3 protein-coding genes are annotated in these 2,577 nt (G+C 69.2%); 1 reads left to right on the top strand and 2 read right to left on the bottom strand.

Features of this window, described 5'->3' with window-relative positions:
• Positions 1-344 (top strand): inner membrane CreD family protein (locus KBA23_RS16780; protein WP_290743401.1); only part of this gene is annotated, 344 nt, incomplete at its 5' end.
• Position 345: 1 nt separating this feature from the next.
• Here the strand turns inward: KBA23_RS16780 and KBA23_RS16775 are convergent.
• Positions 346-2,361, bottom strand: a complete 2,016-nt coding sequence (locus tag KBA23_RS16775; RefSeq protein ID WP_290743399.1) for a right-handed parallel beta-helix repeat-containing protein — start codon at positions 2,359-2,361, stop codon at positions 346-348.
• 13 nt (positions 2,362-2,374) lie between these two features.
• The coding region (locus tag KBA23_RS16770; protein ID WP_290743397.1) for a hypothetical protein at positions 2,375-2,577 on the bottom strand (203 nt) is incomplete at its 5' end.

Below are 2,577 nucleotides of genomic sequence, written 5' to 3'. Positions count from 1 at the left end.
GCGGTGCGCTGTGCATCTTCTACCTGCTGCTGTTGTCGCTTTCGGAGCGCGCCGGCTTCACCCCCGCCTATCTCGCCGCCGCGGCGGCGACGACCCTGCAGATCGCCCTCTACGCGCGGGCTCTGCTAGGCAATGCGCGGCGCGCTGCGGTCCTCGGCGCGATCCTCACCGCCCTCTACTCCGGGTTGTTCCTGCTCATCGGCCTCGAGGAGACCGCGCTGCTCGTCGGCTCGGTAGCGCTCTTCGTCCTGCTCACGATCGGCATGTGGCTGACGCGTGGCGTAGGCCGCGGGCGCTCCGGCGCGGCGGAGAGCGTCGCGAACAGCCCGCAGCCCGGGTCCTGAGTCAGGGAGCGACGGCCGACCAGCGGCCGGCCGTCGCCTCTTCGAAGTCGTCGGCGAAGAGGTGCGAGCGCTCGATGGCGCCAATATCGGGCAGATCGGGCGCGGCGCCGGCGCCGCCGTCGTTGACGCCAGGCAGCAGGAGCGCCGCACCGACCAGGGGGCTCGCGGCGAGCGGCGTGAAATCGCCGGCCGCGGGATCGGCGAGCGCTGGCGCAACCGAGAGTCCCGACGGCTCCTGCCCTGTCGCACTCTGCAGCGCTGCCAGGGTCGCGTACGACGAGCCCATCCAGTAGGCGAGCCGTCCGGCGGTCGCGCGGAAGAGATCGTCGCGATCGAAGTCGAGGACGACCGGATTCACCTTGTAGATCGCCTCGGCCGGCGCGGCGAAGAGGTTGTTGCGGGCGCGGAGGAAGGTGCTAACGCCGGGATTGAGCAGGGTGAGCGCCGCCGTCCCCGGTGCAGTGGAGAGAAACGTGTTGTGCAACAGCAGCACCGGTCCGACCGGCTCCGGATAGCCGCTGTTGATCTTGAGCGCGCTCGCGAGGTATCCGTCCACTTGGCTGGTGCGGGTGTTGCCGAAATCGTAGGCGACATTGCGCACGATCCAGGTCGGCCCAGGCGAGGCCGGCGCGACGGCGAACGCCATGTGGACGTCCTCGATGGCATTGCCCCACAGCCGGATGTTGGAGCAATAGCCCTCGGGCTCGAAGGCGTCGTCTGTATGCTGCCAGAGGACGTTCTCGTAGAGGTCGGTCTCGTTGGTGATGCCCGCCGGCGGCGCGCTTCCGCCGCAGGGGCCGACGCCGTTGAAGGTGCCGTGGACGAGGTTGCGGCGCACGACGTTGCCGCGCCCGATCTCGTCGGTGAACAGCACGCCGTTGTTCTCGGCCGAGCTCCCCTTCGTCCAGTCCCACGGCCAGGCGAAGATCGACGTGTCCCAGATCTCGTTGTGCTCGATCAGATTGCGCTCGCCGCCCTTCACCCAGACACCGGCGGCGCCGACCTCGTGGATTCGGCACGACCGGACCGCGCAATCCGAGCTGTAGCGCAGGTAGATCCCTTTGCCGTAGTCGCCGGCGCCGTAGTGGCGGAGCTCCAGGTTCTCGATGCGCACGAAGCTCCGTCCGTCGAGAACGATGCCCTCTTCGAGCCGGCCCACCTGCATCGTGTGCGCCGCCGGCGAAGAGTTGTCGCTGAAGCGGACGCGCAGCGTCGTGCCGTCGAAGAAGTAGCCGCCCGGGGCGCCGGTCGGCAGCGCCTGGAGGTCGGCCAGGGTGTCGTAGCGGAAGAGGCGGCCGAGCTCACTGACGACATGGCCGGTCGGAAATCCGAGCGTGCGGGCGTAGACGCCGCCCCCCTCGCCGGTCCACGTCACCCCTTGCGCGATGGCGGCGTCGGCGCCGTCGAGGATCGCGCCCGGCGCGCTGCCGCGGAAGACGATCGGCTGCGCATCCGTACCTGATACCGCGAGCTCGACGCGCTCGCGATAGATCCCCGGAGCGATCCAGATCAGCGTGCCCGGCGCGGCGCGATTCGCTCCCTCCTGGATCGTCGCCAGCGGCTGGCCGAGAGTGCCCGGTCCGCCGTCGTCGCCGCCGGGGGCGACGTAGAAGGTCTGCACGGTCGGCTCGGCGAGGATCGCCGAGCGGGTCGTGAACGTCGTCGTCTGGATCGCCGTTCCAGTTGTCCCATCAGGGTCGGCCAGAGTGACTCTCGCTTCCCAGGTGCCTCCCGGTGCAAGAGAAAAAAGGCTTCCAGTAAAGGTGGTCGTAGAGATGCGGATCAGCGGCTGGGCGGCGCGAAAGCTTGCCGCGCTGACCCTTCTCCATTCGAGCGCCAGGCTCGCGTTCTGGTTGGTGTCGCCGGCGATCGTGGCGACGATGCCGGCGGCGTGGAAGTTGCCGTAGCCGGAAACTCCGACGAGCGTCGCCGCGGTCTGCGCACCTGCCGGCGCGATCGCTCCGCCGCCGAAAAATACGGCTAGGCCGACGGCGAGCGTCGCGTTCCGGCGGTTCATGGTGGCGCCTGCGTTACGGCGCGGCGACCGACCACTCGGAGGTGTTGCCGTCCTCGAAGTGGGCGACGAAGATCATGCCTTTCCACCATTGCAGGAGGCTGCGCAGCGCTTCGGGCGGATTCTGCGGCGCGGTGCTGCCCGGGCTCGACTGGTCGAGGCTGTTGAGTCCGTGACACGAGGTGCAGACGCGGATCTCGCCCGGCTGGAAGGTGAGCC

The organism is Amaricoccus sp. (assembly GCF_017995835.1).
Classification (GTDB): Bacteria; Pseudomonadota; Alphaproteobacteria; order Rhodobacterales; family Rhodobacteraceae; genus Amaricoccus.
This window is presented reverse-complemented; position numbering and strand designations above follow the sequence as displayed.